The following is a 24,091-nucleotide window of genomic DNA, read 5'->3' as shown; positions in this document are numbered from 1 at the left end:
AGCCTCTTTAAAAATGGTTTCGCTTCGATTGGAAAAATCTAGTTTTCAATGGGGAGAATGCAAGGATTATTAGGCAATTCTGAATTTTGAAAACAAGAGAAAACTGCTGAAAGCGTTTGAAATCAAACATAAAATCAAGTATAATAAAACTAATAAAAGCATAGGAGAATGATTATGGCTGTAAAAGATTTTATGACCCGTAAAGTAGTGTACATTAGTCCTGAGACTACCATTGCCCATGCGGCAGATTTGATGCGGGAACAAAGCTTGCACCGTTTGCCGGTTATTGAAAATGATAAATTGGTTGGTCTGGTGACAGAAGGAACGATTGCAGAAGCTAGTCCATCAAAAGCGACCAGTCTTTCTATTTTTGAAATGAATTACCTACTCAACAAAACCAAAGTTAAGGACGTCATGCTCCGAGACGTGATCACTGTCTCGAAATTTGCTAGCCTAGAAGATGCGACCTACCTCATGTATAAGAACAAGGTCGGCATTCTTCCAGTCGTGGACAATGATCAAGTTTCTGGTGTGATTACAGACCGTGATGTTTTCCGTGCCTTCCTTGAAGTATCCGGTTATGGAGAAGAAGGAGTGCGGGTTCGTTTCGTGACAGAAGACAAGGTTGGGGTCCTAGAGCAAATCATTCATTTAATTGTAGAAGAAGGATACAATATTGCCAATACAGTCAATATCCCAACCAAAGATGATCATGTCGTCATCGAAGTTCAGATTGATGGGATTACCGATACTGAAGCCATCAAGAAGAAGTTTGAAGAAAATGGTATCCGTGTGGACGAAATTAGTCGCACATCTGCAAAAGCCTTCTAAAATAAAGAGCCTGAGAATCTCTCAGGCTCTTTATTTGTCTTAGCGAGCAATGGGTTGCTTGTTGGTATCCAAGGTAAATCCTTCTCCCAGTATTTCGTGGGCTTCTGTAATGGTAATGAAGGCGAATGGATCAATTTTATTAATCAAATCTTTCATTTGTTTCATTTCGTTCCGAGAGACGACGCAGTAGACGATCTTCATTTCTTGTTGGCTATAATAGCCCATACCGTTCATGAATGTGACCCCTCGACCCAAATCAGTCGTGATTTGTTTAGCAATTTCATCCGGTTTGGAAGTAACCACGAGGAACCCTTTTCCTGCAAAACCTCCTTCACCGACGATATCAATGACGACGGTGTCAATCAGGATAAAGAGGAGGGTATAGGCCGCAATTCGGAAGTCCTTAAAGACAATCAAAACAGTTGTCAAGACGATGGCATCCACAATCAACATCAGGCGTCCCATAGAAAGTGTCGTATACTTGTTAAAGATACGAGCGACGATATCGGTTCCACCTGTTGTACCGCCTGCGTTGAAGATGATCCCTAGTCCAGTTCCAAGGATAACCCCTGATCCGATGCAGGCTAGGAGAATATCGCCATCTAAAGCAGTGTAAATCGCATTCTGGAGATGATGACTCCCAGGAATCATCTCGAAAATAGCCATCCAAGAAGAAACAGAGAAGGTTCCTATCAAACTCAGGTAGAGAGAGCGGAGGCCCAGTAATTTCCAAGCCAGAAAAAAGAGGGGGATATTGATGGCCAAGTTCATGACCGAAACGGGAATTTTAAAGAGGTAGTAAGTAATCAGGGTAATCCCTGTAGCCCCTCCTTCATAAAAGTGAAATGGAATTACTAGAAAGAAGATTCCAAAAGAAAAAATGCCAGCCCCAAAAATAATAGCTAGAATATTTTTTGCCTTAAACATGCTCGTTCTCCTAATCGTTTTTCACCATACATTTTACCAAAAAAAATGAAAAATAGGAAATAATTTTCATCAATTTTCACGAATTCGGACAGGATTTTTACCCCTATTTTTGGTAAAATAAATAGAAGTGATGCATGTTAGAGAAATGAGTATAGAAAGTTAAGATAAGAGAATGAAACAGGGAACATTAATTTCAATTGAAGGCCCAGAAGGAGCAGGGAAATCCTCCGTTTTAGAAGCCTTGTTACCACGCTTGGAAAAGGCAGGGATTGCCTATATTACCACGCGGGAACCAGGTGGCGTAGGAATAGCAGAAAAAATACGCGAAGTCATTCTTGATCCATCCCATACGGAAATGGATCCTAAGACAGAATTGCTTCTTTATATCGCCAGTCGTCGCCAACACTTGGCAGAACGCGTCCTTCCAGCTTTGGAAGCAGGGAAGCTAGTCATTATGGACCGGTTTATCGACAGTTCGGTAGCTTATCAAGGTTTTGGCCGTGGATTAGCAGTAGCGGATATTGAATGGTTAAACCAGTTTGCGACCGATGGTCTCAAGCCAAACCGGACCTTCTATTTTGACATTGATGTAGAAGAAGGATTGGCTCGAATTGCTAAGAGTGCTAGTCGTGAAGTCAATCGCTTGGATTTAGAAGGCCTCAGTCTTCATCAGAAAGTCCGTCAAGGCTATCTGGCCATCCTCGAAAAAGAACCGCAACGTGTGGTGAAAATTGATGCCAGTCAAAGTTTTGACAAGGTGGTCGAGGATACTTGGATTCTACTCAAAGAAGTCTTGGAGATCAGTGAATGAAGTTAGAACAAGTGCAAAAACTTCAACCTCAGTTAGTAGATCGCTTCCAAGCTGTTTTAGAACAGGGACGATTGAGCCACGCCTATCTCTTTACAGGTGATTTTGGCAGTTTTGAGATGGCCCAGCTCTTGTCCCAAAGTCTTTTTTGTACGGATAAGAAGGGTGTCTGGCCCTGTGGGACTTGTCGGGCTTGTCGCTTGATTGAAGAGGATGAATTCTCAGATGTAACAGTTGTACGACCGGTCAATCACATCATTAAGACAGATCGGATCCGAGAGTTGATCCAGAATTTTTCTCAGTCAGGCTATGAAGGATCTAAGCAAGTCTTTATCATTTGCGATGCAGACCGGATGCACGTCAATGCGGCCAATTCTCTCCTAAAAGTGATTGAAGAACCTCAGAGTGAAGTACATATCTTTCTGCTGACAGCAGATGAGCAGTTGGTTCTCCCGACTATTAAAAGCCGGGCGCAGCAGGTTCATTTCCCGAAAAACCAAGATTTCCTAAAAGAGTATCTCCTTCAGGAAGGTTTGTTGCTCCAACAAGCAGATCTGTTAGCCAACTTTAGCCAAGGTTTTCATGAGGCCCAAAGTCTCGCCCAGAATACATCCTTTTTCGATCTGGCGAGGGAGTGTGAGCGTTTCGTCACAGCTTGTCTAAAAGCAGATCCTCATGTCTACTTGCTGGTCTCTCGCTTGGTCCAAGAGACGGATGATAAAGAAAAGCAGGCCCAAGCCTTTCGCTTGATGGAAGTGTTCTTTGCACGCTCCATCAGTCTGTCCCTAGGAAGAGACTATCTAGAAAAATTAGTCTTAGCCAAACAGATGTGGGAACGTAATGTGAGTTTTCAAAATGCTCTTGAGTTTATGGTCCTGCAGTTGAAAAATAGAAGGTAAAGAGATGAATAAAAAAGAATTATTTGATGCTTTGGATGGCTTCTCCCAGGAATTGCTGGTTACATTAGCAGAGGTTGAAGCCATTAAGAAAAATCTCAAACTCATTGTGGAGGAAAACACTGCTCTCCGTCTTGAAAATGATAAATTGAGAGAACGGTTAGGAGAAGTGGAGAAAACCAGCTCTCCTAAATTCCATCGCAATGGTCGTGAAAATTTGCAAAGAATTTACAATGACGGATTTCATGTTTGTACAGATTCCTATGGTCAACGCCGTGAAAACGATGAAGAGTGTATTTTCTGTGATGAATTGTTATTTAGGGAGTAAGTATGCAGATTCAACGAAGTTTTAAAGACCAAAGAGAGACAGGAACCCTCTTTTTGGTGCCGACTCCGATTGGCAATCGGGACGACATGAGCTATCGTATGATCCAAACCTTAAAAGAGGTAGATCTGATCGCTGCGGAAGATACACGCAATACAGGACTCTTGCTCAAGCATTTTGAGATTAGGACGCCACAAATCAGCTTTCATGAGCATAATGCTATGGAGAAAATTCCTGATTTACTAGCTCATTTGGAATCTGGAAAGAATGTGGCTCAGGTATCGGATGCTGGATTGCCAAGTATTTCGGATCCAGGTCATGACTTAGTCAAGGCAGCCATTGAGCGAGAAATTCCCGTTGTGGCGGTTCCTGGTCCGAGCGCCGGTATTACGGGTCTAATTGCGAGTGGATTGGCTCCCCAACCTCATATCTTTTATGGATTTCTCCCGCGAAAGGAAGGGCAGCAAAAGGCTTTTTTCCAAGAGAAACGAGACTATCCTGAGACCCAAATCTTTTATGAGTCACCGCACCGGGTACGTGCGACGCTTCAAAATATGTTGGCTGTCTATGGAGACCGTCCAGTTGTGCTGGTCCGAGAACTGACCAAGATTTATGAAGAGTACACGCGAGGGACCATTGCGGAGTTAGTAGCTTACCTAGAGGAAAATCCCCTGAAGGGAGAGTGTCTCTTGATTGTGGAGGGGGCCAGTGAGCAGGAAGCTAATCTAGAAGAAGTGGATTTGATCCAAGAGATTGATCTTCTGGTCCAGTCTGGCATAAAAAAGAACCAGGCAATCAAACAGGTTGCCAAACAATTTGGGCTGCAAAAGAGTGATCTTTATGCCCGTTACCACCAAGAGGAAGAAAAAGGAGAAGCTGATGGAAATTAGAATGGCCTATCCCAATGAAATCAATCGGATTATGGAAATCATTCAAGATGCTAAGGACAGTTTAGCCGCAGCTGGAGTGGACCAATGGCAGGATGGTTATCCGGATCAAGAAATTATTTTTGAGGATATCCTAGAGAGCCGTGGTTATGTGGCTGTAGAAAATCAAGAAGTCGTGGCCTATGCCGCTCTCCACAAGGGAAATGAAGCTGCCTATAATGACATTTATGATGGAAAATGGGAACATGATAACTATCTCTATATCAGTTTCCACCGAGTCGCTGTTGCCAAAGAAGCCGCAGGTCGAGGCGTAGCCCAAACTTTCCTTCAAGGTTTGATCGAAGGAGAGAAAGGTCCAGACTTTCGCTGTGATACCCATCCTGACAACAAGGTCATGCAGCATCTTTTAGAGAAGTTAGGCTTCCATTACTGTGGGAAGGTACCAATTGATGGTGTTCGTCTCGCTTATCAGAAGATTAAACGGAAGGCAGAAACTAGCCTTTTCCAAGTGATTAGCGAAGATGATCGATGGGACTACCGTGCGGAGCAATCTCAAAATGACTAGGTTCTATCGGCGACTCTATCAGAGTCCCTTGGGACCTCTATCTATTGTGGTGGATGAGGAAAGCTTAGTTGGGATCTGGTTTTGTGACCAAGCTAATTGTGAGCAAGGGATTGATCACATTGAAGAAAAGTGTCGTCCTCTTCATGAAGCTGTCTTTGAATGGCTGGATCAGTACTTTTTAGGGGAAGATCTTCCCATCCCCATTGCCCTGTCTCCTCAAGGGACAGAGTTTCAACAAAGAGTTTGGACCTACCTAGCTCAGATTCCCTATGGGGAAAGTCGGACTTACGGAGAGATTGCTCAAGCCCTGTCTTGCAGATCGGCCCAAGCAATCGGTCAAGCAGTAGGACGGAATCCCTTTATCCTCCTTATCCCATGTCACCGAGTGCTGGGGATGGAGAATAAATTGACTGGCTATGCGGCTGGATTAGACCGCAAACGTTGGCTGTTGAATCATGAGGCCATATCTTGGAAAGAATAAGGAGAAAAAATGTTATCATTTATTGAATACCCAAAATGTTCGACTTGCCGCAAGGCGAAATCGGAGTTAACGAGTTTAGGTTGTGAGTTTGATAGCCAAGATATCGTGGTAGACACCCCGACCAGTGAGCAATTGCAAACCTGGATGACGGAATCTTCTCTACCAATCAAATCATTCTTTAATACGAGTGGGATGAAGTATCGGGAATTGGGCTTGAAAGACAAGGTGGCCCAACTGACGGTGAAAGAAGCGGCAGACCTTTTAGCTAGCGATGGCATGCTGATCAAACGCCCACTATTAGTGAAGGATGGGAAAGTTGTTCAAGTGGGCTATCGGAAACCATACTCGGACTTAGGTTTGTAAGAGATTCTGGGCAAAAATTGTCCAGCTTTCGATGTTTAATAGGCGTAACTGTATAACGCAGTGGTTGATTGGTATCTTCGTTCGCTTTTTAAGCTCCAAAGATGACCTAATCAACTGTGCGGGGGTGGGAAAACGAACTCTTTTTAACCAGTTAGAGTTCTTTCCCACTCCCATTTTGCTGTGAAGATGATATAATCATACGAGTGAAATCAATGAAAGAGAGTCAATCATGAGTATTTTAGAGGTAAAAAATTTAAGCCACGGCTTTGGAGACCGGGCTATTTTTGAGGATGTGTCCTTCCGTTTGTTAAAGGGAGAGCATATCGGATTAGTCGGAGCCAATGGTGAAGGGAAATCTACCTTCATGAGCATCGTGACGGGTAAGATGTTGCCTGACGAAGGAAAGGTTGAGTGGTCTAAGTATGTGACAGCTGGTTACCTGGACCAACACGCTGTCCTAAAAGAAGGGCAAACAGTGCGAGATGTTTTACGGACGGCTTTCGACGAACTCTTTAAAGCAGAGGCTCGCATCAATGACCTCTATATGGAAATGGCTGAAGATGGAGCGGATATGGATGCCCTCATGGAAGAGGTCGGAGAACTCCAGGATCGATTAGAGAGTCGGGATTTCTATACCTTGGATGCTAAGATTGATGAGGTGGCACGGGCTCTTGGCGTTATGGATTTTGGGATGGAGACGGATGTAACAGCCCTTTCAGGTGGCCAACGGACCAAGGTTCTCTTGGCGAAACTCCTTCTTGAAAAACCAGATATCCTTCTCTTGGACGAGCCAACCAACTACTTGGATGCAGAGCACATCGATTGGCTTAAACGCTACTTGCAGAATTATGAAAATGCCTTTGTCCTCATTTCCCACGATATTCCTTTCTTGAATGATGTGATCAACATCGTCTACCATGTAGAAAATCAACAATTGACCCGCTATTCTGGAGACTATTACCAATTCCTCGAAGTCTATGAAATGAAGAAATCACAATTGGAAGCGGCTTATGAGCGCCAGCAAAAAGAGATTGCTGACCTCAAAGATTTCGTAGCCCGAAATAAGGCGCGAGTGGCAACGCGGAATATGGCCATGTCTCGTCAGAAGAAGCTGGACAAGATGGAACTGATTGAATTGCAAAGTGAGAAACCAAAGCCTTCCTTTGAATTTAAAAATGCCCGTACCCCAGGACGTTTTATCTTCCAGGCTAAGGATCTCCAGATTGGCTATGATCGTCCTTTGACTAAGCCTTTGAACTTGACCTTCGAGCGCAATCAAAAGGTAGCCATTATCGGAGCCAACGGAATCGGGAAAACCACTCTCTTGAAGAGCTTGCTAGGGATTATTCCACCAATTGCTGGTGAAGTCGAGCGCGGGGATTATCTTGAGCTTGGCTACTTCGAGCAAGAGGTCGAAGGGGGCAATCGTCAGACACCGCTAGAGGCAGTCTGGAATGCCTTTCCGGCTCTCAATCAAGCAGAAGTTCGTGCAGCTCTTGCCCGCTGTGGTTTGACTACCAAGCATATCGAGAGCCAAATTCAGGTACTATCCGGTGGGGAGCAAGCCAAGGTACGCTTCTGTCTCTTGATGAACCGTGAAAACAATGTCTTGGTACTAGACGAGCCGACCAACCACTTGGATGTGGATGCCAAAGAAGAGTTGAAACGGGCTCTTAAAGAGTACAAGGGATCTATCCTGATGGTTTGTCACGAGCCAGATTTCTATGAAGGCTGGATGGACCAGATCTGGGACTTTAATGAATTGACTTAAACATAAAAGGGAGTGGGACAGAACGAATTTTGACTAAAAATCGTTCGTTGTCCCACCCCCGCAAGGCTGATTAGGTCATCTTTGGAGTTTAAAAGGCGAACAAAGATGCCAATCAGCTACTGCGTCTTGCAGTTATAACTATCATATATAAAAGGCTGGACACTTTATGCCCAGCCTCTTTTGTTATTTTTTAAAGTTGTAGTCTTTAACGACTTCCATTTTTTCAATTTTGACATCTTCTTTTGGTTTGTCTTTGTCGTCTGTTTCAACTTCGGCAATTTTGTCAACTACATCCATGCCGTCGATGACTTGTCCAAAGACGGTGTAGTTGCCACCATCAAGAGTAGGGTTTCCTCCGTTTTTATAGGCTTCGATGATTTTAGCAGGGAATCGGTCTGTTGGAAGCTTGCTGGAGATATCTGCCTTATTTTGGTTGATGTAGAATTGGCTACCATTTGTATTTGGACCTGAATTGGCCATGGCTAGAGCTCCACGAAGGTTGTAAAGATATGGAGAATACTCATTCTCAAAACCAGTACCTGAATCTTTAGATTTATCTTTGCCCTTCCAGATGGATTCACCACCCGTACCATCACCTTTAGGGTCTCCTGTTTGGATCATAAAGTTGTTAATGACACGGTGGAAGAGGAGGCCGTCATAATAACCTTCCTTAGCGTGGGTTAAGAAATTCTCAACGGCTAAAGGGGCGTATTTAGGAAAGAGTTTGACTGTAATGGCTCCTTGGCTCGTAGTGATTTTTACGACCGCTTCATCTTCAGCAACTTCATTTGAGAGCTGAGGAAAGACTGCATTTTCATTGGTCATGGCATCGTTAAAATCTTTGCGCAGTTGTTCTAATTTCTTTTGTTCGCTAGCATCTTGACTAGAAGTAGTCGTTTGCTTAGTTTCTGAAGTCGAGCTAGAGGATGTCTTTGTATCTGATTGATGAGAGCCACATCCTGCCAAAGCTAAACCGGAAAATACAAGTAGGGCAATTAATTTTTTCATATTAATCCTTTCAACACATTAGTCTATCCTCTATTGTACCTTAATTTTTCATTTGATTCAAATCTAGTCATAGGAGGGGCCTATATTCAACTTGCCGGTCCATGGAAAATAACGTATGATGGAAAGGTATTTCTTTGTTCTGTTAACATTATCCTGTCAATTTAAGAAAACACACTATTTAAAAATTTTGGAAAAGAAATATTCCCCTTAATTATTTATCGTATCATTTAACTATGAGGGGGTTCAGAACGAAGACAAACATCATTTTTTGGGTTTGTCTTTTTATCTATTCAAAAATCTGAATTTGAAAGCTATGTTCTATGAGCTTTGTCTTCAATCTGAGTCTGTCTTTTTTGGTTTTTTCAAGTATCAAAACTATTTTCTCTTTTGCGAGAAAAAATCTTGGTTTCCTTTTTTAATTGCTTTATAATAGAGTCATACTGTGGCCTTCTGCTGTGATAAAGAAGGCAGATTTTAGGAGATGAGAAATTGGCTTTTTGTGTTTAAAAAACGCGATTTGTTGATTTTTTACGATAGGGAGATAAATATGGCAATGATAGAAGTGCAACATCTTCAGAAAAATTTTGTGAAGACAGTAAAGGAACCGGGCTTGAAGGGAGCTTTGCGCTCCTTTATTCATCCTGAAAAGCAGACCTTTGAAGCGGTCAAGGATTTAACTTTTGAAGTTCCAAAAGGGCAGATTCTAGGCTTTATCGGGGCAAATGGTGCTGGGAAGTCAACCACCATCAAAATGCTGACAGGGATTTTAAAACCCACATCTGGTTTTTGTCGGATTAACGGCAAGATTCCACAGGACAATCGCCAAGATTATGTCAAGGATATTGGAGTCGTTTTCGGACAACGCACCCAGCTATGGTGGGATTTGGCACTGCAAGAGACCTACACGGTCTTGAAGGAGATTTACGATGTGCCAGACTCGCTTTTCCATAAGCGCATGGACTTTTTGAATGAAGTTTTGGATTTGAAGGAATTTATCAAGGATCCTGTGCGGACTCTTTCACTAGGTCAACGGATGCGGGCGGATATTGCGGCTTCCTTGCTTCACAATCCTAAGGTTCTCTTTTTAGATGAGCCGACCATTGGTTTGGATGTGTCGGTCAAGGATAACATTCGACGTGCTATCACCCAGATCAATCAGGAGGAAGAAACAACTATTCTCTTGACTACTCACGACCTGAGTGATATTGAGCAACTCTGTAATCGGATTTTTATGATTGATAAGGGGCAAGAGATTTTTGATGGGACGGTTAGCCAGCTCAAGGAAACCTTTGGCAAGATGAAGACTCTTTCCTTTGAGCTGCTACCAGGTCAAAGTCATCTCGTCTCTCATTATGAAGGCTTGCCTGATATGTCCATTGATAGACAAGGAAATAACCTGACTATTGAATTCGATAGTTCCCGCTACCAATCAGCTGATATTATCAAGCAAACCTTATCTGATTTTGAAGTCCGTGATTTGAAGATGGTGGATACGGATATTGAAGATATTATCCGTCGCTTCTATCGAAAGGAGCTCTAAGATGGTCAAATTGTGGAGACGTTATAAACCCTTTATCAATGCAGGGATTCAGGAGTTGATTAGCTATCGAGTTAACTTTATTCTCTATCGGATTGGTGATGTCATGGGGGCTTTTGTCGCTTTCTATCTCTGGAAGGCTGTCTTTGACTCCTCCCAGGAGCCTTTGATTCAGGGCTTCAGTATGGCGGATATCACCCTCTACATCATCATGAGTTTTGTGACCAATCTTTTGACCAGGTCTGATAGCTCCTTTACGATTGGTGATGAGGTAAAAGATGGCTCTATTATCATGCGTTTGCTGAGACCAGTGCATTTTGCGGCCTCTTATCTTTTCACCGAGCTTGGTTCCAAGTGGTTGATTTTTATCTCTGTTGGATTGCCATTTTTAAGTGTCATTGTTTTGATGAAAATCTTATCTGGGCAAGGTATTCTAGAGGTGCTAGGATTAACTGTCCTTTACCTCTTTAGCTTAACTCTGGCTTATCTGATTAACTTTTTCTTTAATATCTGTTTTGGATTTTCAGCCTTTGTGTTTAAAAATCTATGGGGTTCCAATCTACTCAAAACTTCAATAGTGGCCTTTATGTCTGGAAGTTTAATTCCCTTGGCTTTCTTTCCAAAGGTGGTTTCAGATATTCTCTCCTTCTTGCCTTTTTCATCCTTAATTTACACTCCGGTCATGATTATTCTTGGGAAATACGATACCAGTCAGATTCTTCAAGCACTTTTGCTTCAGCTTTTCTGGCTTATAGTGATGGTGGGCTTGTCTCAGTTGATTTGGAAACGAGTCCAGTCATTTATCACCATTCAGGGAGGTTAGTATGAAAAAATATCAACGCATGCATCTGATTTTTATCAGACAGTACATCAAGCAAATCATGGAATACAAGGTAGATTTTGTGGTTGGTGTGTTGGGAGTCTTTCTGACTCAAGGCCTGAACCTCTTGTTTCTCAATGTACTCTTTCAACACATCCCCTCGCTAGAAGGTTGGACCTTTCAAGAGATTGCCTTTATCTATGGATTTTCCTTAATTCCAAAGGGATTAGATCATCTCTTTTTTGACAATCTCTGGGCTTTAGGTCAACGACTAGTTCGAAAAGGGGAGTTTGACAAGTATCTGACTCGTCCTATCAATCCTCTCTTTCACATCCTCGTTGAGACCTTTCAGATTGATGCCTTGGGTGAACTTTTGGTCGGTGGAATTTTACTAGCGACAACGGCGACTAGCATTGCTTGGACGCTTCCCAAATTCCTGATTTTCCTAGTTTGTATTCCTTTTGCGACCTTGATTTATACTTCCTTGAAAATTGCAACAGCCAGCATCGCTTTTTGGACCAAGCAGTCAGGTGCCATGATTTACATTTTCTATATGTTTAATGATTTTGCCAAGTACCCGATTTCCATTTACAATTCGCTCCTTCGTTGGTTAATTAGCTTTATTGTACCTTTTGCCTTTACGGCCTACTATCCTGCCAGCTATTTCTTGCAAGGCAAGAATGGGTTCTTTAATATCGGTGGTTTGATGTTGATTTCCCTTACCTTCTTTAGCATTTCCCTCAAACTCTGGGACAGGGGCTTGGATGCCTATGAAAGTGCTGGATCGTAAATAATAGAACACCAAAGCCTTGTCTCAGGACTGGCTTTTTTTAATGGCACTGAAAATTTCTTGTTAATAACATTTTGACCACATAGTTTGTCGAGTCTACCGCATAAGCAAAACTGATTGTTTGGGCTTTTTTTCGGATATAGTAGTCATTGTCAAAGGGGGTGAAGCTTCCTAGCAAAATAGAAAACGAGGGAGTATCATGAAAAAAGCCATTCTCAAAAAGAAGGAGGTCGCTGGCTTGTCCAAGATGAAAGCAGCTGATTTGAACCAAGCTTTGGCTGATCACTTTACAGAAGAAGAACTAGCACAAGAGTTCACGGTTCGGGGCTATCAGTTGACGGAGAAAGGAAAGCAAGCGCTGAAAGACTATCAAGCTATCATTGACCGTCATCCAAAGAAAAATCTATCATCAACAGTGCCTGAGAGGTACTGTTTTTCTTGTTTATTTTGCACAGGAGAGAAAAGGATTTTACTAGAGAACTAGTTTAGAAATGTGGTATAATAAAGGTTATGGCAAACAATAATCAATCAAAAAAAACACGGTCGACGAGACGACTGTCCAAAGCAGAAATAGAAAGAAAAAAAGCAATTCGCCGAATGATCCTGACGATTGTCTTAACTCTCGTCTTCATTTTCGCCTTTTTACGATTAGGAGCCTTAGGCATAGTGACTTACAACCTTATCCGGCTCTTGGTAGGTAGTCTGGCTTATGTGGCAATGACAGCTGTTATTTTCTACCTCTTCTTTTTCAAATGGATTGAGAAGCATGAGGGAACCTTGTCGGGCTTTTTAAGTCTTTTTGCAGGCTTACTACTCATGTATCAAGCTTACTTTGTCTCCCTTTTGAAACTGGAAGGTTCTTCTGTGGGACCAACCTTATCACGTATCTTAGGAGACCTCGTGCATCTTCGTGTCTCCTCTTTTGCGGGAGGAGGTTTGCTTGGTGCAATCTTGTACACGCCGGTTGCTTTCTTGCTCTCTAACATTGGGACTTACTTTATCGGAGGACTCTTGATCCTATTAGGGCTTCTCTTGATGAGTTCTTATTCGGTTTATGACGTGTATGAGCAAGCTGTCGCAGCTTTTCACTCCTTTATGGAAAAACGGGAAGTTCGTCGCCAGGAGCGCTTTGCCGAGCGTGAAAAAAAGAAGGCTCTTCAAGCAGAAGCAGAGGAGGCTGCCCGCATCGAGCAACTTGCAGAAGCTAGTCCCATGAGCACGGAAGGCTATCCTGTAGATCTTGAGACAGGTGAGGTTATTGAACCTGAGATCGAAGCAGAAGTGCCTGCTGAGGAGGCCTATCCTCAGATCTATCTACCAAATGAAGAAGAAGGCTATTCGGAAGACTGGCCAGAAGACGATCCAGAGGAGATAGAAGAACTTACTGAGGAGGATATGGATGAAGAAGTCACTGTGGATTTCACGCCTAAGGAACTCCTTCAGTACAAACTTCCAACCATTGATCTCTTCGCCCCTGACAAGCCTAAAAATCAATCCAAAGAGAAAAACATCGTTCGTCAGAATATCCGCATTCTGGAAGAAACTTTTGCAAGCTTTAACATCAAGGCGACAGTGGAGCGGGCGGAAATCGGTCCATCTGTCACTAAATATGAAGTCAAACCTGCTGTCGGTGTGCGGGTCAACCGCATCTCTAACCTAGCAGATGATTTGGCCTTGGCCCTAGCAGCCAAGGATGTGCGGATCGAAGCACCGATTCCAGGGAAGTCTCTGGTCGGGATTGAAGTTCCCAACTCAGAGATTGCGACAGTTTCCTTCCGTGAATTGTGGGAGCAATCCAAGACAGACCCAGCTAAACTCCTTGAGATTCCACTTGGGAAGGCTGTAGATGGTTCAGCTCGGACCTTTGATTTGGCCCGGATGCCCCATCTCTTGGTCGCGGGTTCGACCGGATCTGGTAAGTCGGTTGCGGTCAATGGGATCATTTCGAGTATTTTGATGAAGGCTCGTCCGGACGAAGTCAAATTTATGATGGTCGATCCAAAGATGGTGGAACTTTCTGTTTACAATGATATTCCTCACCTCTTGATTCCAGTTGTGACCAACCCACGCAAGGCCAGTCGAGCCCTACAAAAGGTTGTTGATGAGATGGAAAATCGCTATGAGCTCTTCTCGAAAGTGGGTGCTCGGAATATTGCTGGTTTTAATGCCAAGGTTGCTGAGTACAATACCCAGTCAGAGATGAAGCAAGTACCCCTCCCATTGATTGTGGTCATTGTCGACGAGTTGGCAGACTTGATGATGGTTGCAAGTAAAGAAGTGGAAGATGCTATTATTCGTCTTGGACAGAAGGCGCGTGCAGCAGGGATCCACATGATCCTTGCGACCCAACGGCCATCGGTTGATGTTATTTCAGGTTTGATCAAGGCCAATGTGCCTTCCCGTGTCGCTTTTGCGGTATCATCTGGGACTGACTCACGGACCATCTTGGATGAAAATGGGGCAGAGAAATTGCTCGGTCGTGGAGACATGCTCTTTAAACCGATCGATGAAAATCATCCGATTCGTCTGCAAGGATCCTTTATCTCAGATGACGATGTCGAGCGGATTGTGAACTTTGTCAAGGAACAAGCAGAAGCGGATTATGATGATGCCTTTGATCCAGGCGAAGTATCCGAGTCGGACTTTGACGGAGGCATGGGCGGCTCTGACGAGGGTGATCCACTCTTTGAAGAGGCTAAGGCTCTTGTGATTGAAACTCAAAAAGCCAGTGCGTCAATGATCCAACGTCGCTTATCGGTCGGCTTTAACCGGGCAACTCGCCTCATGGAAGACTTGGAAGCAGCAGGTGTCATCGGACCAGCTGAAGGAACCAAGCCAAGAAAGGTCTTGCAGACCAATTAATCTTTCTTTAAATGAAGAAGGAATGAGATAGTTGACAATAGCAAAAGCCTGCCTGTACAAGGGGCAGGTTTTGTTTACGAAAAAAAGAAAAGGAGAGCAGATGCAGCTCGATACTATTCACCATATTGCCATTATTGGACACGATTATGATAAAACCAGAGAATTTTATGTCGACAAATTAGGCTTTGAACCTTTAGACGAACACCATCGGCCTGAAAAGCAGGATATTCTCTTTAATATTCGAAAGGGAAATCTGACCTTGGAAATATTTATCAAACCAGATGCTCCAAAGAGACCCTTTCTCCCTCATCCAGAGCATACCGGTCTCCGTCATCTGGCTTTTCGAGTAGAAGACGTTCAAGCCTGTCTAGCAGAGTTTGATCAATTAGGAATCCCTCATACAGAGCTACGGGTGGATGATTTTGATGGGCGCAAAATGGCCTTCTTCTTTGATCCAGATGGCTTGCCTCTTGAACTTCACGAATAGGTCTACAGAATCTTCGTTCTCTAGTCTGAAGCAAGAAGATATTCTTTTTGCTAAACTAGATACAGAAAAAAGAAAGAAGAAAATATGGAAGAGAAGCGCTATAGCGGGCTAACGAATGAGCAAGTCCAAAGCCGAATCAGAGAAGGCAAACAAAATCGAGTAACCATTACGGCAGAAAAGTCGACGAGAGAGATTGTTTATTCAAATGTCTTCACTTATTTCAACCTAGTCTTTGGTATTTTAGCTATTTTATTGATACTAGTACGGTCTTGGAACAATATGTTATTTGTTCCTATTGTCGTCGTTAACTCCTTGATCGGGATTGTTCAAGAATTGCGGTCCCGTCGGATTTTGAATAAGATGCGTCTCCTTCAAGTGGAGAAAGCTCGAGTGATTCGTGAAGGAGAACGGCTGGACCTTCCTGTTCATCAGGTGGTAGAGGGAGATGTCGTCTTCTTCCAAGCGGGGGATCAGATCTATGCGGATGCCAAGATTCTAGATGGCTCGATCATGGTCGATGAGTCTCAATTGACAGGAGAAGCAGATGAAATCACTAAAGCTGAGCATCAGACACTCATGTCAGGAAGTTTTGTTATTTCAGGCCAGGCAGTTGCGGTCTTGGAACAAGTAGGCGATGCGTCTTATATTAATCAGCTGAGTCTCTCTGCAAAAAAAGTCAAGGGACACGAAGAATCCGAAATGGTTCATGCAGTGGACGGTCTTGTCCGAATGATCGGAATGATTCTCATCCCGATTGGCTTACTCTTGTTCTTGCAGAGCTATCTAGGAAATCACGAAACCCTCAAAGTTAGCATCACCTCTATGGTCGGTGCCATCATTGGGATGATTCCGGAAGGTCTCTACCTCTTAATGACTCTGGCTTTGGTGCTTGGGGCAACCCGTTTAGCCCTTCAAAAGGTCCTACTTAACAGTATGAAGGGGATTGAAACCCTATCCCGTATCGACGTCCTCTGTCTAGATAAGACGGGAACCATTACCGAACACAGGATGCAAGTGAGTGAGCTTCTCTCCTTGGTGCTAGAGGAAAAAGAAGGCAAAGAAATATTAAGTCACTATCTCCAAGCAAGTGAAGATCAGAATGATACCATCTCGGCCATTCGGCAGTATCACTCTGTCCAACCTGCCAAAGTATGGCCCGTTCAAGACCGCCTACCTTTTTCATCTAAGAAGAAATTTGGGGGCCTTCAGTTCCAACAAGGGATTTACCTATTAGGAGCGCCGGATGTTTTGCTGAGAGATGATCTCGATGCTTACCAAGAAGTGTGGCAGCGAGAGATTGAACGAGGGGCGCGTGTTCTCATTTTGGGGCAATACCAGGGGGAACAGTTGACGGAAGTATTAGAAGCTCCAGTCCTCCCTCTTCTAGCCCTGGTCTTGGAGAATCCTGTGCGAACGACTGCTCCTGAAACCTTTGCTTATTTCCAAAAACAAGGGGTGACCATCAAGGTTATTTCAGGGGATCATCCTGTGACAGTTGCTGCCGTAGCTCAGAAAGCAGGCATTCCAGATGCGGATCAAGTCGTAGATGCGAGTCAGCTCAGGACGCGTGAGGAGGTAGTAGAGGCGGCACGAATCTACACAGTCTTTGGACGAGTTAGTCCAGAACAAAAACAAATCCTCGTAGAGAGCTTGCAAGCGGATGGCCATAAGGTTGGGATGACAGGAGATGGGGTCAATGATATCCTTGCTATGAAAAAAGCAGATTGTAGTATTGCCATGAATACGGGGCATGATGCGACCAAAAAGGTAGCTCAGGTTGTGCTTTTAGATTCAGACTTCTCCCACATGCCGTCGATTGTGGATGAAGGTCGCCGAGTGGTTAACAATATTCAGCGTTCGGCCAGTCTCTTTTTGGTCAAGAATATCTTTTCAATTTTGTTGGCTATTCTGGCTATTCTCTTTAGTTTCACCTATCCCATTCAGGCTTCTCAAATGTCCTTGATCAGTGGATTTACCATTGGAATCCCCGGTTTCTTACTAGCCTTGGAGAAGAATCGTGCCCGGATAGAAGGAGACTTTGTTGAGACTGTGATAGAGCAAGCTCTTCCAGCTGCCTTGACCAATCTCATATCGGTTCTTTTTGTTGTGGTTCTGGGTCCTTTCCTTGCATTAAGTCAGGGAGAGATTTCGACCATCTCCATCTACTTGCTGGCTTTAATCGGATTTACAAAAGTATACCAACTCAGTCTTCCCTTTAATCATGTGAAATTGGGAATCATTCTTCTTAATGTAGCAGGTTTTTCTTTATCGGTCTTTGTTTTTTCTTCCATTTTCAATCTCAATCGTCTTCATTTTACGGGTTGGATCTTGACCCTTGTCTTAGGGTTGGTCATGGAAGGAGTCTTATGGTTGATGAATCGTCTTGTCTATAGCTTGGTGACCCACCGGCATAAGTCTAGAATAAAATAAAAAAACGGTATGAACTACGATTTTAGTTCATACCTTTTTTTTATTGCTATATATCAGATGAAGAGACTGATTGTCATAATGAGGTAAAGGAAAAAGGTAATGAGGAAGCCTGCTCGCCAAAAGTACTTAAAAAACTTCGGATAGTAAAAACTGCGTCTCTTTTTCAAAAAATAAATGGTTAAGCCAATAGCTAGAAGAGACAAGGCCAATAATAATTGAGGCAACAAATTATGGTAGTAAGCCGCATCTGAAATTAAATAGTACTCTAGCGCGAACAGAGGAAAAGCCAGGTCGGCAAAATTCCATCCATAACGGCGCAGTTTAAAGACTCGAATAATAATCCCACTGAGAATGAGGGTCAAAAAAATAAATACAAGGGAAGCAACTTTTATTAACATACCTCCATTTTATCACAAAAGAAAAAAAAGTGTGATGAAAATGAAATTTTTTCTTGCATTCGGAAGAAAATAGTGTATAATAGAAAGGTATGCGCAGAGCATACTTGTGGGAGGTAAAAATCTGTAATTACCGCCAAAACCACAAAGGAGGATTTAAGAAATGGCTAAAAAAGTCGAAAAACTTGTAAAATTGCAAATCCCTGCTGGTAAAGCTACTCCAGCTCCACCGGTTGGACCAGCACTTGGTCAAGCAGGTATCAACATCATGGGATTCACTAAAGAGTTTAACGCTCGTACAGCTGACCAAGCTGGTATGATTATCCCAGTTGTGATCACTGTTTATGAAGATAAATCATTTGATTTCGTTACAAAAACACCACCAGCTGCTGTTCTTTTGAAAAAAGCTGCAGGTGTTGAAAAAGGATCAGGTACACCTAACAAAACGAAAGTTGCAACAGTTACTCGTGCACAAGTACAAGAAATTGCTGAAACTAAGATGCCAGATTTGAACGCTGCAAACATTGAGTCTGCAATGCGTATGATCGAAGGTACTGCTCGTTCTATGGGATTCACTGTTACTGACTAATTGTAACAATCCTATTTGCCCGCAATACACTTGATCATGAGACGAGTGACGTGGGAGATGAAAATCGATATGACCACATTACAAGGAGAAAGATAAAATGGCTAAAAAAAGCAAACAACTTCGTGCTGCACTTGAAAAAATTGACAGCACAAAAGCATACAGCGTAGAAGAAGCTGTAGCTCTTGCAAAAGAAACTAACTTTGCAAAATTTGACGCAACTGTAGAAGTTGCATACAACTTGAACATCGACGTGAAAAAAGCTGACCAACAAATCCGTGGTGCAATGGTATTGCCAAACGGAACTGGTAAAACTGCTCGCGTTCTTGTATTTGCACGTGGTGCAAAAGCTGAAGAAGCAAAAGCTGCTGGTGCAGACTTCGTAGGTGAAGATGACCTTGTTGCGAAAATCAACGATGGTTGGTTGGACTTCGACGTAGTTATCGCTACACCTGACATGATGGCTCTTGTTGGACGTCTTGGACGTGTCCTTGGACCACGTAACTTGATGCCAAACCCTAAGACTGGTACTGTAACAATGGATGTTGCTAAAGCAGTTGAAGAGTCTAAAGGTGGTAAAATCACTTACCGTGCAGACCGTGCAGGTATCGTTCAAGCGATCATCGGTAAAGTGTCATTTGACGCTGATAAATTGGTTGAAAACTTCAAAGCTTTCAACGATGTTATTCAAAAAGCAAAACCAGCTACAGCTAAAGGTACTTACGTAACTAGCTTGACTTTGACTACAACTCAAGGTCCTGGTATCAAAGTGGATGTTAACTCACTTTAATTAGAAATGAAAGCTACCTTCGGGTAGCTTTTTTTATTTGTTTGAATGATTTTAGAAGGTTCCACCTTGATGATGAATACGAAAAATATTAAAACGCTTGCATAAGTACAGGAAAAAGGTATAATATAGGTGAAAATAAAAATTAAGGAGAATCAAATGATTTTTAAACGTTCAAACGGAGAATTCCGTGAAACTGATCGAGTGACTCGTTTCAAGTTGATCAAGTCAGGTAAGAACTGGTTGCGTGCAGCTACTTCAAACTTTGGTTTGCTCAAAGTGATTCGTGGTCAAGTCGAAGAGACAGTTGTAGCTGAGGTGCGTGAAGATGCTGTTTCTGCTAAGAGCCGTCACTTGGTAAAAGGGATCTTAGTGGCAGCGGCAGTTCTAAGTGCTACTACAGTTGCAAATACTACCTTTGCGGATGAAGTAGGAAACGAAGTAGTTTCTTCCTCTACGGCAGTGAGTGCTCCATCCACTTCACCTGAAGCTGCCCCATTAACTGAAGAAGGCTCTAAAGAAGTCTTAGCCCCTCAAAATGAAACTGCTACAGAAACACAACCTTCAGCAGTAAGTTCATCTGAAGTGGTCGAACGTGCTGTAGCATCGGATGATAAAGCTATTTTGGAACAAAATGCTTCTGAGGCTGCATTATTGAATCAGATAGCAGAAAAATATGCTTCCAATCATCAAAATGCAGAACAGAAAGCTGCTATCAAAGAGGCTGTTGCTAAAGTTCAATCAGAATTGCCAGCAAAAGAAGCTTCGACCAATTCTGGTGAGAATGCTCCATCATATGCTGAGCAACGATCACGCTTGAACAAGTCAGTAGATGACATGATGGAAACCTTGAAGGCGGCAGGTTTCAATGGAAACACAACCGTTAATGGTGCACCTGCAATTTCTGCTCAGTTGGCACCAATCTCAACATCTACTTCTGGTAGTGTAGCTACTAACCCAGTTATTTCAGATGCTAATGGTGCAACGATTGAAGATGCAGCCTTCAACAAAGCAGGCTATGCATTAGATCCAAACGCTGATCGTTTCACTTTCGGTGTATGGCAATTCCTTAAAACCAACCACGCTACTGGAGCTAAAACAAACTTTGATTATTATGCTACTCTTGCAGTAGATCGTTCAGCTATCACTGGTAGCCTTTCAACTAATCCAGATGTTTACTTGCGTGTTGTGAAGAAATCTGATGGATCAGAAGTCTACACTCGTACCCTCAAAGCTGGAGAAAGCAATATCTCACTTCCAAGTTACATCACAAACAACAACTCTGATGTAACGAACACTTTGACATACGCAGCTGCTAACGGAACTAATCCAGGTAACGTAACCTTCTCATTGGTAAATTCTAACCTTGAGTATGAAACACTTCAAATTCGTGATACCAACTACCCAGGTAACGAAGGTGAAGATAAACCAAACGTTCAGACTTCTGTTCCTTATGCTAAAGCTGATCAAACAACTTACTATAGAGTTGTTGACAGTAGCAAGTACACAGAAGGTCAACCATACAAACCAACTGGAAATGAAACAGTTCTTGCAAGCTATACTCAAACTGGTCTTGCAGGGCAACAATTCACAGCTTCAAACAATCGCGAGATTGCTGGTTACAAACAAGTAGCAGCAACAACTGACTCAACTCAAAAAACATCTGGTATCCTTGGTAAAGGTGTTGTTGGACAAAAACTTGTCGAACTTCAAGGTGGTGCCAACCACTACTACGTGAAACGTATTTCTGAAATCGTTGATACTGATGGCTCAACTGTAACGAAATTCTACGCTCTTGATCCATCTCAAGTGAATAACTTTGCTACATCTGATATTGGTACTGAAGATGTATCTAAGTACACACTCATCTACACAAGTAAAGTTAACAAAGCTGGTGAAGAGTGGAAGGCTGATGAGACTAAAGTTACAAAAGTAAACAGTAAAAATGGTGACTACTATCTTGAAGTCAACGAAACTGCTGGAAGCAAATCACTCATTATCACTGGTTGGTCGTCTGCTACTGAGACAGATACTTATAAACAAATGGATGGAACTCTACACACTTATCCACGTCCATTCAAAGGTGCTCCAAACCCTACATTGACACCTGCTGGATCAGGTAATAACAGTTACAACGTCATTGCTGGTAAAGTTCCAGAAATCCAAGCAGAAGGATCTGTAGCGAATGACCCTACAGCACCAAATGGTAAAGTATACTCTAATTTGAAGGGTTACTCTTCATTCTCAAACAACTACTCAATTCCAACTGCGATTAAACCATCAACTGATGTGAACTACTACTTTGTCAAGTCTGATGTTAAAGGAAATGTCTTCGTTCACTATAAAGATACTGAAGGAACAACCCTTAAAAATTCTGTAACTGACGAAGATCAACAGCCAATTAACAAACACTATGACACAGTCGTAGACAACCGCCCACAAACAATAGAAAAAGCTGGCAAGACCTATGAATTGGTACCAGCAGGCAACTACACAGTTGGTGAAGTAGATGACCAAGGTCACTTGAAGTCTTCAGATCCTACAACTGGAGAAGTTGCTGAACAAGATAAGAATGTCACCTACATCTACAAATTGAAAGAAGAGCCTAAGGGTAACGTCTATGTTCACTATGTAGATACAGAAGGCAAGACCATCAAGTCAGATGTTACTGACGAAAAAGCTCAACCAGTGGATAAAGACTACGATACAGTGGTAGACAACCGCCCACAAGAGATTGAATTCGAAGGTAAGACTTATAAATTGGTACCAGCAGGTAACTACACTGTCGGTGAAGTAGATGATCAAGGTCACCTCAAGTCAACAGACCCTACAACAGGTAAAGTGATCGAAGGCGATAAGAACGTCACCTATGTATACAAAGTGAAAGAAGAACCTAAGGGTAACGTCTATGTTCACTATGTAGATACAGAAGGCAAGACCATCAAGTCAGATGTTACTGACGAAAAAGCTCAACCAGTGGATAAAGACTACGATACAGTGGTAGACAACCGCCCACAAGAGATTGAATTCGAAGGTAAGACTTATAAATTGGTACCAGCAGGAACTTACACTGTCGGTGAAGTAGATGATCAAGGTCACCTCAAGTCAACAGACCCTACAACAGGTAAAGTGATCGAAGGCGATAAGAACGTCACCTATGTATACAAAGTGAAAGAAGAACCTAAGGGTAACGTCTATGTTCACTATGTGGATACAGAAGGCAAGACCATCAAGGAAGATGTAACTGACGAAAAAGCTCAACCAGTAGACAAAGACTACGACACAGTTGTAGACAACCGTCCACAAGAGATTGAATTCGAAGGTAAGACTTATGAATTGGTTCCAGCAGGTAACTACACAGTAGGTGAAGTTGATAAAGAAGGTCACTTGAAGTCAACAGACCCAACAACTGGTAAAGTCATCGAAGGTGATAAGAATGTCACTTATGTATACAAACTGAAGGAAACACCAGCTGAACCTAAGGGTAACGTTTATGTTCACTATGTGGATACAGAAGGCAAGACCATCAAGGAAGATGTAACTGACGAAAAAGCTCAACCAGTAGACAAAGACTACGACACAGTTGTAGACAACCGTCCACAAGAGATTGAATTCGAAGGTAAGACTTATGAATTGGTTCCAGCAGGTAACTACACAGTAGGTGAAGTTGATAAAGAAGGTCACTTGAAGTCAACAGACCCAACAACTGGTAAAGTCATCGAAGGTGATAAGAATGTCACTTATGTATACAAACTGAAGGAAACACCAGCTGAACCTAAGGGTAACGTTTATGTTCACTATGTGGATACAGAAGGCAAGACCATCAAGGAAGATGTAACTGACGAAAAAGCTCAACCAGTAGACAAAGACTACGACACAGTTGTAGACAACCGTCCACAAGAGATTGAATTCGAAGGTAAGACTTATGAATTGGTTCCAGCAGGTAACTACACAGTAGGTGAAGTTGATAAAGAAGGTCACTTGAAGTCAACAGACCCAACAACTGGTAAAGTCATCGAAGGTGATAAGAATGTCACTTATGTATACAAACTGAAGGAAACACCAGCTGAGCCTAAGGGTAACGTTTATGTTCACTATGTGGATACAGAAGGCAAGACCATCAAGGAAGATGTAACTGACGAAAAAGCTCAACCAGTGGACAAAGACTACGACACAGTTGTAGACAACCGTCCGCAAGAGATCGAATTCGAAGGCAAGACTTATGAATTGGTTCCAGCGGGTAACTACACTGTCGGTGAAGTGGATGACCAAGGTCACCTTAAGTCTACCGATCCAACAACTGGTAAGGTTATCGAAGGTGATAAGAATGTCACCTATGTATACAAACTGAAGGAAACACCAGCTGAACCTAAGAAGGGTGAAGTTGTCATCACTTACGTAGACGAAAATGGTAAGGAAATCGAAAAACCTCGTCAAGATACACCAAACTCACCATATGACACACCATATAATACCACTGAGGAAGGTGAAAAACCGAATACTATCAAGACACCAGATGGTAAGACCTACAAGAT

General features: G+C 42.7%; 21 protein-coding genes and 1 pseudogene. 19 read left to right on the top strand and 3 right to left on the bottom strand.

From position 1 onward, the window contains the following. Positions 1-174: 174 nt before the first annotated feature. Positions 175-831 (top strand): CBS domain-containing protein, encoded by a 657-nt coding sequence (locus DW738_RS05200; protein ID WP_123160525.1) that lies wholly within the window; start codon positions 175-177, stop codon positions 829-831. A 39-nt stretch (positions 832-870) separates the two neighbouring features. Here DW738_RS05200 and DW738_RS05195 read toward each other — a convergent pair whose 3' ends face one another. Then, positions 871-1,758, bottom strand: coding sequence for a YitT family protein (locus DW738_RS05195; protein ID WP_023024032.1), 888 nt, complete (start codon positions 1,756-1,758; stop codon positions 871-873). Positions 1,759-1,930: 172 nt separating this feature from the next. Here DW738_RS05195 and tmk point away from each other — a divergent pair, with 172 nt between their 5' ends. The 8 genes from tmk to DW738_RS05155 all read left to right on the top strand — a co-directional run bounded on the left by tmk (position 1,931) and on the right by DW738_RS05155 (position 7,854). After that, positions 1,931-2,569: a dTMP kinase gene (gene tmk / locus DW738_RS05190; RefSeq protein ID WP_123159473.1), complete on the top strand. Its 639-nt coding sequence runs from the start codon at positions 1,931-1,933 to the stop codon at positions 2,567-2,569. Beyond that, positions 2,566-3,465 carry a DNA polymerase III subunit delta' gene (locus tag DW738_RS05185; protein WP_123160524.1) on the top strand — a complete coding sequence of 300 codons (900 nt, stop codon included), beginning with the start codon at positions 2,566-2,568 and terminating at the stop codon, positions 3,463-3,465. Before tmk ends, DW738_RS05185 begins: the two co-directional genes overlap by 4 nt. Before the next feature lie 4 nt (positions 3,466-3,469). After that, positions 3,470-3,790: a DNA replication initiation control protein YabA gene (yabA, locus tag DW738_RS05180; RefSeq protein WP_023024026.1), complete on the top strand. Its 321-nt coding sequence runs from the start codon at positions 3,470-3,472 to the stop codon at positions 3,788-3,790. A gap of 2 nt (positions 3,791-3,792) precedes the next feature. Continuing rightward, positions 3,793-4,677, top strand: coding sequence for a 16S rRNA (cytidine(1402)-2'-O)-methyltransferase (rsmI, locus tag DW738_RS05175; protein WP_023027128.1), 885 nt, complete (start codon positions 3,793-3,795; stop codon positions 4,675-4,677). Beyond that, entirely contained in the window at positions 4,667-5,239 is a 573-nt protein-coding gene (locus DW738_RS05170; RefSeq protein ID WP_023024022.1) for a GNAT family N-acetyltransferase, read from the top strand. The genes rsmI and DW738_RS05170 overlap by 11 nt, the downstream gene beginning before the upstream one ends. Continuing rightward, entirely contained in the window at positions 5,232-5,720 is a 489-nt protein-coding gene (locus tag DW738_RS05165; RefSeq protein WP_023027126.1) for a methylated-DNA--[protein]-cysteine S-methyltransferase, read from the top strand. Before DW738_RS05170 ends, DW738_RS05165 begins: the two co-directional genes overlap by 8 nt. A 9-nt stretch (positions 5,721-5,729) precedes the next feature. Continuing rightward, on the top strand, positions 5,730-6,083 hold the full coding sequence (locus tag DW738_RS05160; protein WP_023024018.1) for an arsenate reductase family protein: 354 nt from the start codon (positions 5,730-5,732) through the stop codon (positions 6,081-6,083). A 229-nt stretch (positions 6,084-6,312) separates the two neighbouring features. Beyond that, positions 6,313-7,854, top strand: a complete 1,542-nt coding sequence (locus tag DW738_RS05155) for an ABC-F family ATP-binding cassette domain-containing protein (RefSeq protein ID WP_123159470.1) — start codon at positions 6,313-6,315, stop codon at positions 7,852-7,854. A gap of 183 nt (positions 7,855-8,037) precedes the next feature. Here the strand turns inward: DW738_RS05155 and DW738_RS05150 are convergent, their stop codons facing one another. After that, positions 8,038-8,862, bottom strand: coding sequence for a peptidylprolyl isomerase (locus tag DW738_RS05150; protein WP_023024015.1), 825 nt, complete (start codon positions 8,860-8,862; stop codon positions 8,038-8,040). A gap of 547 nt (positions 8,863-9,409) precedes the next feature. Here DW738_RS05150 and DW738_RS05145 point away from each other — a divergent pair. The 7 genes and pseudogenes from DW738_RS05145 to DW738_RS05115 all read left to right on the top strand — a co-directional run bounded on the left by DW738_RS05145 (position 9,410) and on the right by DW738_RS05115 (position 17,788). Beyond that, positions 9,410-10,402 carry an ATP-binding cassette domain-containing protein gene (locus DW738_RS05145; RefSeq protein ID WP_123160523.1) on the top strand — a complete coding sequence of 331 codons (993 nt, stop codon included), beginning with the start codon at positions 9,410-9,412 and terminating at the stop codon, positions 10,400-10,402. A 1-nt stretch (position 10,403) separates the two neighbouring features. Beyond that, positions 10,404-11,222 carry an ABC-2 family transporter protein gene (locus tag DW738_RS05140; protein ID WP_123160522.1) on the top strand — a complete coding sequence of 273 codons (819 nt, stop codon included), beginning with the start codon at positions 10,404-10,406 and terminating at the stop codon, positions 11,220-11,222. A gap of 1 nt (position 11,223) precedes the next feature. Next, the gene (locus tag DW738_RS05135; protein WP_123160521.1) at positions 11,224-12,009 is read left to right on the top strand and encodes an ABC transporter permease; all 786 of its coding nucleotides are present in this window, start codon (positions 11,224-11,226) and stop codon (positions 12,007-12,009) included. Positions 12,010-12,223: 214 nt separating this feature from the next. After that, a pseudogene (locus DW738_RS05130) lies at positions 12,224-12,409 on the top strand (hypothetical protein); the annotation flags it as partial. Between the two features lie 110 nt (positions 12,410-12,519). Next, entirely contained in the window at positions 12,520-14,871 is a 2,352-nt protein-coding gene (locus tag DW738_RS05125) for a DNA translocase FtsK (RefSeq protein ID WP_120701723.1), read from the top strand. A 100-nt stretch (positions 14,872-14,971) separates the two neighbouring features. Next, a complete protein-coding gene (locus DW738_RS05120; protein WP_023027117.1) occupies positions 14,972-15,358 on the top strand; it encodes a VOC family protein in 387 nt (128 codons plus the stop codon). An 84-nt stretch (positions 15,359-15,442) separates the two neighbouring features. Beyond that, positions 15,443-17,788 (top strand): HAD-IC family P-type ATPase, encoded by a 2,346-nt coding sequence (locus DW738_RS05115; protein WP_123160520.1) that lies wholly within the window; start codon positions 15,443-15,445, stop codon positions 17,786-17,788. Positions 17,789-17,841: 53 nt separating this feature from the next. Here the strand turns inward: DW738_RS05115 and DW738_RS05110 are convergent, their stop codons facing one another. Next, positions 17,842-18,186, bottom strand: coding sequence for a DUF3397 family protein (locus DW738_RS05110; RefSeq protein ID WP_006595849.1), 345 nt, complete (start codon positions 18,184-18,186; stop codon positions 17,842-17,844). A 160-nt stretch (positions 18,187-18,346) separates the two neighbouring features. Between DW738_RS05110 and rplK the strand changes: the two genes are divergently transcribed. The 3 genes from rplK to DW738_RS05095 form a co-directional block, all read left to right on the top strand. Then, positions 18,347-18,772 (top strand): 50S ribosomal protein L11, encoded by a 426-nt coding sequence (rplK, locus tag DW738_RS05105; protein ID WP_006595850.1) that lies wholly within the window; start codon positions 18,347-18,349, stop codon positions 18,770-18,772. A gap of 97 nt (positions 18,773-18,869) precedes the next feature. Beyond that, positions 18,870-19,559, top strand: coding sequence for a 50S ribosomal protein L1 (gene rplA, locus DW738_RS05100; protein WP_006595851.1), 690 nt, complete (start codon positions 18,870-18,872; stop codon positions 19,557-19,559). Positions 19,560-19,715: 156 nt separating this feature from the next. Then, a partial coding sequence (locus tag DW738_RS05095) for an accessory Sec-dependent serine-rich glycoprotein adhesin (RefSeq protein WP_123160519.1) occupies positions 19,716-24,091 on the top strand: 4,376 nt, incomplete at its 3' end.

The sequence above is a fragment of the Streptococcus sp. AM28-20 genome, assembly GCF_003603595.1.
Classification (GTDB): Bacteria; Bacillota; Bacilli; order Lactobacillales; family Streptococcaceae; genus Streptococcus; species Streptococcus ilei.
This window is presented reverse-complemented; position numbering and strand designations above follow the sequence as displayed.